This window comes from Micromonospora sp. S4605, assembly GCF_003176715.1.
Classification (GTDB): Bacteria; Actinomycetota; Actinomycetes; order Mycobacteriales; family Micromonosporaceae; genus Micromonospora; species Micromonospora echinaurantiaca.
In genome coordinates, this window is the sequence record NZ_QGSW01000386.1 from 1 (window position 1) to 7,782 (window position 7,782).

The 7,782-nt window shown below is 75.2% G+C and carries 5 protein-coding genes; 1 reads left to right on the forward strand and 4 read right to left on the reverse strand.

Annotated features, from left to right (window positions below; genetic code table 11):
- Nucleotides 1-3: 3 nt before the first annotated feature.
- The 3 genes from DLJ47_RS31320 to DLJ47_RS31330 all read right to left on the reverse strand — a co-directional run bounded on the left by DLJ47_RS31320 (nt 4) and on the right by DLJ47_RS31330 (nt 3,432).
- A complete protein-coding gene (locus tag DLJ47_RS31320; RefSeq protein ID WP_446723628.1) occupies nt 4-1,854 on the reverse strand; it encodes a PucR family transcriptional regulator in 1,851 nt (616 codons plus the stop codon).
- Between the two features lie 68 nt (nt 1,855-1,922).
- Nucleotides 1,923-2,501, reverse strand: coding sequence for a hypothetical protein (locus DLJ47_RS31325; protein WP_109905449.1), 579 nt, complete (start codon nt 2,499-2,501; stop codon nt 1,923-1,925).
- Between the two features lie 37 nt (nt 2,502-2,538).
- Nucleotides 2,539-3,432, reverse strand: a complete 894-nt coding sequence (locus tag DLJ47_RS31330; protein ID WP_446723630.1) for a TrmH family RNA methyltransferase — start codon at nt 3,430-3,432, stop codon at nt 2,539-2,541.
- A gap of 46 nt (nt 3,433-3,478) precedes the next feature.
- On the opposite strand from DLJ47_RS31330, the gene DLJ47_RS31335 reads away from it, so the two are divergent.
- Complete coding sequence (locus tag DLJ47_RS31335) at nt 3,479-5,344, forward strand: thiamine pyrophosphate-requiring protein (RefSeq protein WP_446723629.1); 1,866 nt, start codon at nt 3,479-3,481, stop codon at nt 5,342-5,344.
- Nucleotides 5,345-5,480: 136 nt separating this feature from the next.
- On the opposite strand, the gene DLJ47_RS31340 is transcribed toward DLJ47_RS31335, so the two are convergent.
- On the reverse strand, nt 5,481-7,694 hold the full coding sequence (locus tag DLJ47_RS31340; RefSeq protein ID WP_109905455.1) for a transglycosylase domain-containing protein: 2,214 nt from the start codon (nt 7,692-7,694) through the stop codon (nt 5,481-5,483).
- Nucleotides 7,695-7,782: the final 88 nt, after the last annotated feature.

A 7,782-nucleotide genomic window follows, 5' to 3' on the forward strand; every position in this document is an offset into this window, starting at 1 on the left:
GCGTCAGGGGGTGCGGATGGCGACGAGGGCCAGCAGGGCTACGTGGAGGGAGAGGCAGGCGTCGACCGAGTCGAGGTCGACGTCGATGATCCGGCCGATCCGGGCCAGCCGCTCGTAGAACGCCGGCCGGGACAGGTGCGCCGCGGCGGCCGCCGCCGACTTGTTCCGGCCCTGCTCCAGGTACGCGCGCAGGGTGCCGAGCAGCTGCTCCCGGGGGTGCCGCGCGTCGTACGCCAGCAGGGCGCCCAGCTCGCGCTCGACGAAGGTCTGCAGGCGCGGCTCGTCGCGCAGCAGGTGCAGCAGGCCGGCGAGACCGACGTGCGGCAGCCGGAAGATGGGCAGGTCCCGCCGGTCGCGCCGGGCGGCCTCGGCGATCTGGCGGGCCTCGGTGAGCGAGCGGCGCGCCTCGCGCAGGCTGCCCACGCCCGAGCCGGCGGCGACGATCAGCCCGGCGGAGCCGGCCGCCGCGCTCCGGCCGCCACCGGACCGGGAGGATCCGCCGTCCGGCTGTCGTGGCACGGCGCCGTCGAGTGGCCGGGCGGCGCCGTCCGGGTGCCGGCCGTCCGGGCGGCTCCGGCGCAGCGCGGCGGCGAACGCGGCCAGCGCCCGCTCCTCGGCGGCGGCGTCCGGCAGGGCGAGCAGCGCGCCGACCGCGTGGTCGTCGACCGCGCTGGTCAGCGCGGTCAGTTTCGCCTCCTGCACGGCCTGACCGACCGCCTCGGCGAGGTCCCGCAGCCGGGCCGGGCCGGCGTCCGGGGCGGGATCGCCGAAGGCCCCCGGTTCACCGGGGTCGCCGGCGTGCTCGGCGGCCTGGTCGTCGGTGCGGTACCGGACCACCACGCCGACCAGGTGCCGGCGTTCCAGCACCACGCCGAGCGCGCGGGAGCGCAGCGCCACCTCGTCCACCGGTCGGGAGTGGTCGAGCAGGGCGGTGAGCAGGGTGCGGTGGATCTGCCGTTCCAGCCCTTCGGCGTCGCGGCGGATCAGCCGGACCAGCGCGAGGGTGGACGCGGCCCGCTCGACCAGGATGGTCAGCCGGGTTGGTGGATCGCCGGCCGGGGCGGGCGCGGCGTCGCCGGCCGGGTCCGGTTCGGGGTCCGGCCCGGTGCGGCCGGGCCGGTCCAGCTCGCCGGCGGCCGGCCAGCGCAGCAGCAGCCGGCCCCAGTCCTGCCCGCGGGCGCCGACCGTGGTGACCAGCCAGCCGCTGTCGGAGTCGTACGCGGTCCGCCCGGCCGGCCGGATCCGGCGGGAGTGCTGCTCCCAGCCGTCCAGCAGCAGCTCGGCGCTCTCCCCCGCCGGGTCGTAGGCGAGCACCTGCCGGGAGAGGTTCTCCAGCACCACCGGGCAGCCGGACAGCTCGGCCGCCTGCCGGATCACCTCGGCCGGGCCGGCGCCCTCGACGGAGAGGTCGGTGAACCGCTGGTGGATCTCCTCGGTGGCGCGCAGCTCGGTGAGCTGGGCGTCGACGATCAGCGCGTGCACCGCCTCGGTGATCCGCACGAACGGGGTGTCCCGGCGCAGCTCGACCAGGGGCAGGCCGCGGCGCTCGGCGGCGGCGGCCATCACCCGGGGCACCTCGCTGGCGTACCGGCGACCCAGCTCGACCAGCAGACCGGAGACGCCGACGTCGGCGAGGTCGCCGATGAAGGCGCGCAGGCCGGCGTCGTCGGCGGGCAGCCCGATGCCGGTGGTCAGCACCAGCTCGCCGCCGCCGAGCAGGGTGGCGATGTCGGGCACCTCGGCCACGTGCACCCAGCGCACCGGGCGGTCCAGCCCGGCGGCCCCGGCGACCAGGCGCGGGGCGCCGCGGCGGACCGGGTCCAGGGCGAGGACCTCACGGACGGTAGGGAACACGGCCGACACGCTACCGTCCGTGACCTGGATTCTCGACAGCCCGCCCTCGGCCGGGCCCGGTCAGCTCCTCACCAGCTCGCCGTCCAGCGGTACCAGCCGTCGCCCAGCGACTGGAAGCTGGGCGACTCGAACGAGCCGTTGTGCAGCGACGGGGTCGGTCCGCCCGGCAGGTACGCGAAACCGGCGTCGTCGAAGAAGGCCCCGGTCCCCTCGTAGAAGATCACCCCGCCGGGCACCAGGTAGGCGCGGATGATCCGGTAGCTGCCCACCCGGTCCGGCACCTCCACCGGGTCGCGGCGCGTCGCCGCGGTGGGCTCCGGCAGGTCGGCCACGACCGACTCGAACGCGCCCCGACTCAACTCCCAGCGAACGTGCAGCGGAGCCCGCGTCACCAGGAGGGCGAGGGTGACCACCGCCAAGACCGGGGCCACCAGCAGCCACCACGGCCACGTCCGGCCGGCGCTGTGCGACAGCTGCGCCCCGACGGTCCAGAGCAGCGCCGCCACGCCGAGCACGGCGAGGCCGGCGAGCGCGACCAGCACCGAGAAGCCCGGCACACTGAACGCCCAGAGCAGGACCGCCGCCCCACCTGCCATGACGGCGTGGGCGGCCCACACCACCCGGCGGCGGGCCACGACGCGATCCACGCCGCGACCCTAGCGGCCCGGCGGCCGGCCGTGGGCGTCAGAGCGGGTCGTCGCGGCCCAGCTCCCAGCAGGCCACCGCGGTCGCGGCGGCGACGTTGAGCGAGTCGACGCCGCGGCGCATGGGGATCACCACCCGGGCGTCGCTGGCCTCCATCGCGGCCCGGGTCAGCCCCGCCCCCTCCGCGCCGAGCAGCAGCGCCGCGCGGGCCCGCTGAGCGGGGTCGAGCCGCTGGATGGGCACCGCGTCCGGGGCGGGGGTCATCGCCAGCACCGTGAAGCCGGCCGCGCGGACCTGGCCGAGCGCGTCCGGCCAGGGCTCCAGCTTGGCGTACGGCACGGCGAACACCTCGCCCATGCTGACCCGGACGCTGCGCCGGTAGAGCGGATCGGCGCAGGACGGCGAGAGCAGCACGGCGTCCACCCCGAGCGCGGCCACCGCCCGGAAGATCGCGCCCAGGTTCGTGTGGTTGTTGACGTCCTCGAGGATCACCGCCCGGCGCGCGGTGGCCAGCACCTCGGCCGCCGACGGCAGCGGCTTGCGCCGGAACGACGCCAGCACCCCGCGGTGCACGTGGAAGCCGGTGGCCCGCTGGAGCACGTCGGGGGTGGCGGCGTAGACCGGGGCGTCGCCGGTGCCGAGGTCGGCGAGCTGGTCCACCCGCTTCGCGTCCACCAGGTACGACCGGGCCGGATAGCCCGCCCGCAGCGCCCGGCGCAGCACCAGCTCGCCCTCGGCGATGAACAGCCCGTGCGGCGGTTCCCAGCGGGTGCGCAGCTCGACGTCGGTCAGCGCGCGGTAGTCGGCGATCCGGTCGTCGTCGGGGTCGGTGATCTGGTGGACGGGCACCCGCCGATTCTGCCGGACCGGTCCGGCGGGGCCGCTGCCCCGTCCGGTGAACACCCGACGTCGGCCGTTCTGTCCGGTAAAGATGGGAAATGCCGGGGGCGGCAGCGGATCGACCGGAGGGACCAGTCAGGTGAGCGCAGACCGCAGTGACGGGTGGCGGGGCGACGGGCGGGTGACGGCCGATCCGTGGCCGCTGCCCCGCGACGCCACCGTCGCCGACCACCTGGTGCAACGGCTGGCCTGCTGGGGCGTACGCCGCTACTTCGGCTACCCGGGCGACGGCATCAACGGCATGACCTCGGCCCTGCAACGCACCGCCGAGCAGGCGCAGTTCATCCAGGTCCGGCACGAGGAGACCGCCGGCTTCGCCGCGTCGGCGCACGTCAAGTACGGCGGCGGGCCGCTGGGCTGCGTCCTGGTGACCAGCGGGCCCGGGGCGATCCACGCGCTCAACGGCCTCTACGACGCCAAGCTGGACCACCAGCCGGTGGTCGCCCTGGTCGGCCACACCGCCCTCACCGCCGAGGGCGGCGGCTACTACCAGGAGGTCGACCTGCTCGCCCTCTACAAGGACGTCGCGGCGGCGTTTTTGGCCCAGCTCGACCACCCCGCGCAGGTCCGCCACCTGGTCGACCGGGCCTGCCGGACGGCCCTGGCCCGCCGCACCGTGACCGCCCTGGTCCTCCCGCTGGACGTGCAGGACTCCCCGGCCGTCCCGGAACCGCCGTACGCGCACGGCTTCTACCACACCAGCAGCGTGCCGAGCAGCGGGCCGACCGTGCCGCCGGAGGCCGAGGTCCGCCGCGCCGCCGAGGTGCTCGGCGGCGGCGAGCGGGTGGCCATGCTGGTCGGGCAGGGCGCGCTCGGCGCCGAGACCGAGGTACGCGAGGTGGCCCACCGGCTGGGCGCGGGGGTGGCCACCGCGTTGCTCGGGTTCACCGCGGTCGACCATCGGGAGCCGTGGGTGACCGGCGCGATCGGCCTGCTCGGCACCCGTCCGAGCTGGGACATGATGCGCGACTGCGACCGGCTGCTGATCGTGGGCAGCAACATGCCGTACTCGGAGTTCTATCCGCCGCCGGGCAAGGCCCGGGCGGTGCAGATCGACCGGGACGGCACCCAGTTGGGGTTGCGCTACCCGACCGAGGTGAACCTGACCGGCGACGCCGCCCCCACCCTGCGGGCGCTGCTGCGCGAACTCGGCCCCGGGCCGGCCCCGACCCGCTGGCGGGAGACGATCGCCGCGGCCACCTCGTCCTGGCGGCAGGCGCAGCGGGACCTGGCCGGGCAGTCCGCCGACCCGGTCAATCCGCAACTGCTGTTCAGCACCCTCAGCGACCGGCTACCCGACGACGTGATGCTCGCGGTCGACTGCGGCACCACCACCGCCTGGTACGCCCGACACCTCCAGGTCCGCCCCGGGATGCTGGCCAGCCTCTCCGGCACCCTGCTCTCCATGGGCGGTGCCATGCCGTACGCGCTGTCGGCCAAGTTCGCCCACCCGGACCGCCCACTGGTGGCCCTGATCGGCGACGGCGCGATGCAGATGAACGGGGTCAACGAGCTGATCACCGTGGCGAAGTACTGGCGCAGCTGGGCCGACCCGCGGTTCGTGGTGCTGGTGCTGAACAACCGGGACCTCGCCTTCGTCAGCTGGGAGCAGCGCTCCAGCGAAGGGACGCCGATGTTCCCGGACAGCCAGCAACTGCCCGACATCGGCTACCACCGCTGGGCGGAGGTGCTGGGGCTCGGCGGTGAGCTGGTCGACTCCCCCGACCAGGTGCCGGCTGTCTGGGAGCGGGTCCTCTCCGCCGACCGGCCGGTGGTGATCAACGCGCTGGTGGACCCGGCCGAGCTGATGCTGCCGCCGCACTTCACCGCCGACCAGGCGCGCAGGACGGCGGCGGCGATGCTGCGCGGCGACACCGACTGGGCCGGGATCGTCCGGCGTGGGCTGCCCGCCACGGTCGCCGCCTTCCGCCCCCGCCGCGGCTGACCGCCGTCCCACCGCGTCCGCCGCCCCGCCTGACGGCGCACGTTCAGTGAAGGCGTGGCCTTGCGACGCGCCGAGGCCGCACTTTCCGCGAAAGTGCGGCCTCGGGCGTCGCGCGCGGGGACGGCGGGCGGGCGGGTCAGCCGCGCCGGTCGAGCCAGCGGCGCAGGTCGGCCAGCCGGTCGTCGTCGGCGGCGGGGCGCCGCTCGTCGGACGGCGGCCGGACGACCGGCGGCCGCTCGACCGGGCGGCGCGGGTCGCCGACGAGTTCCCGGCTGGGCGCGGCGAATCCCTGCGCCGGCTTGCCGTCGACGGCGGTGGCGATCACCCGGGCGACCGCCTCGATCACCCGGGCCTGCACCGCCGAGCCGACCGAGTCGGCCGGGTCGTCGGGGTTGGCGGCGATGCCGGCGACCGCGACCTGCGGGGTGAACCCGACGAAGGTCTCGGTGGCGTTCCGCTCGGAGCTACCGGTCTTGCCGGCCACCGGTCGGCCGTCGAGGATCCGGTTCACCGCGGTGGCCGTACCGCCGTTGCACTGCCCGTACGGGGACTGCTGGCCGACCGGGCAGCGGGCCGCGTCGGTGGCGGCCCGGGCCACGTCGGCGTCGAGCACCCGCTTGCAGGACGGGTCGCCGACCGGCACCCGCTCGCCGTCCGGCGCGGTCACCGAGACCACCGGCAGCGGGGCGCACCAGGTGCCCTCCGCCGCGACCGTGGCGTACGCGTTGGCCAGGTCGAGTGGGGTGGTGGCGGCCACGCCCAGGGTGAACGAGCCCCAGTCCTCGGCGTGCTCGCGGGCGAGTTCGGCGTCGGAGTCGGCCCGGAAGGTGATGCCGAGCCGCTGCGCCATCTGCACCACCTTCTCCGGCCCGACCTGCTCGGCCAGCCACACGAAGTAGGTGTTCACCGAACGGCCGAAGCCGTCCCACATCATCCGGTAGCCGTCCATCCACTCCGGGTTGGCGTTGGCCGGGCACCACCGGCCGTCGCAGCTGCCCTCACCCTCGGCGGCGTACCGGGTGGGCAGCCGGCTGGGCGCGTCGAAGCCGGTGGCCAGCGGCTTGCCGGCCTCCAGCGCGGCGAGCATGGTGAACAGCTTGAACGTCGAGCCGGCCTGGTAGCCGTCGACGCTGTCGCCGCCGGAGATCAGCGGGTTGACGGTGTTCGGGTGGTTGGCCTGCCCGTCCGGGTTGGGGTCGAGGCTGTAGTGCCGGTTGACCGCCATCGCCAGCACCCGGCCGGTGCCCGGCTCGACCGCGGCGATCGGCACGGCCCGCTTGTTGCCGTACCCGTAGATCTTGGTGGCCTCGCGCTGCGCGGTGGCCTGGACCTGCGGGTCGAGCGAGGTCATCACTGTGTAGCCGCCGCGGCGCAGCGCCTGCTCGCGCTCCTCGACGGTGGCGCCGAACTCCGGCTGGGCCAGCCACCACTGCCGCAGGTAGTCGCAGAAGAAGCCCCAGTCGTCGTGCCCCTGGGCGACGGCGGTGCATCCGTTCGGCTGCGCGGTCGGACGCAGGGTCAGCTTCTCCGCCTTGGCCTGCGCCGCCTGCTCGGCGGTGATCGCCCCGGTCTCGACCATCGAGTCCAGCACGTAACCGCGGCGCTCCAGCGCGGCGTCGGCGTCACCGTCGATCGGGCTGTACGCCTCCGGCGACTGCACCAGACCGGCGAGCAGGGCCGCCTCGGCGAGGGTGAGGTCGGCCGGGGACTTGCCGAAGTAGCGCTGGCTGGCCGCCGCGACGCCGTACGCCCCGGAGCCGAAGTACGCGATGTTCAGGTAGCGGTTGAGGATCTCGTCCTTGCCGAGCCGTTCCTCCAGCGCGCCCGCGTACCGGATCTCCTGGAGCTTGCGGCCGACGGTCTGCTCGGTGGCCGCGGCGCGCTCCTCGGCGGTGCGGCTGGGGTCGGTCTTGAGCACGTTCCGGACGTACTGCATGGTCAGCGTCGAGCCGCCCTGCTCGGTGCCGCCGCCGGAGACGTTGGCCACCAGCGCCCGGAACAGCCCGCGCAGGTCGGCCCCGCCGTGCGAGTAGAACCGCCGGTCCTCGGCCGCCACGATCGCCTGCCGCATCACCGGGGCGATCTCGGACAGCGGGACGTCGCTGCGGTTCACGTCGTAGAACGTGGTGATCAGCGTCTTGCCGTCGTTGGCGTAGAGGTAGGAGCGCTGCGGCGTGGCCGGGGTGCGCAGCGCCTCCGGCAGCGCGGCGTACGACCCGAGCGCCGCCTTGGCGGCGAACCCGAACAGCAGGTTGCCCGGCAGCGCGGCGACCGCCAGGACGAGACCGGCGAGCACGCCGGCGAGCAGCACGGTGAACAGCCGCGACAGCGGCGAGCGGGGCACGGCCATGGTCCCCAGAATTACCGCGAATGCCACCAACCGACCACCCCCGCTCCCCCTTTGTCAGCAACCTCACCGCACCCTCCCAGCCCTCTCC